A 567-nucleotide genomic window follows, 5' to 3' on the forward strand; every position below is an offset into this window, starting at 1 on the left:
GCCAGAAAGACCTGGGCCGGACTCAGTGCACTACTCATGGCAATTGCCGCAGTAGCGCCAGCACGTCGGTCGCAGACCAACTGGCCGGCAGACTCAGCTGCCAGCCAGCGGGGCTGCGCAGGGTCAGACTTCCCAGCGCCATCGGGGTCGGCGTGGGTGCCTGCACACTCACCGGCACCAGCTGCAAGGGCGCCACTGGCTGGACAGGCACCCTCTGCCGCCGCAACCGCTTCACCCAGTACAAGAAGCTCGGCAAGGCCAGACCCTGTTGAGCACAGTAGGCCTCCGCCTTCAAGCCACTGCTACGCCACCTCTCCACCTGTGCTTCCCGCTCTGTCCATGACTCACATGACTGCACCATCACCTGACTCCCACCAATCAAATCCCGGAGTTTCGTGGCTGGGTGACCGCAGCGCTAGGTGGTGGGATCGGACGCTTACCTCGAAACAGGAAAGATGATTCCATTGTAGGGCGTTTGCTGCACTGCGAAGCCCTGTTGTGACGCGTGTCCAGGGCAGGTGAGGTCGATCAATCAGAGAGGTGGGCAGAGACTCCCGGCGTGGGATA

The 567-nt window shown here is 62.4% G+C and carries 1 protein-coding gene; it reads right to left on the reverse strand.

What is annotated here, in order from left to right; translation table 11 throughout:
- Positions 1–34 precede the first annotated feature (34 nt).
- On the reverse strand, positions 35–361 hold the full coding sequence (tnpA, locus tag PZA18_RS24120) for an IS66 family insertion sequence element accessory protein TnpA (protein WP_284103437.1): 327 nt from the start codon (positions 359–361) through the stop codon (positions 35–37).
- Positions 362–567: the final 206 nt, after the last annotated feature.

Source organism: Parachitinimonas caeni (assembly GCF_030129945.1).
Lineage (GTDB): Bacteria > Pseudomonadota > Gammaproteobacteria > Burkholderiales > Chitinimonadaceae > Parachitinimonas > Parachitinimonas caeni.

What these genes read in the sequence shown, in the direction of transcription:
- tnpA (WP_284103437.1), bottom strand. Translation starts at nt 361, where the DNA reads ATGGTGCAGTCATGTGAGTCATGGACAGAGCGGGAAGCACAGGTGGAG.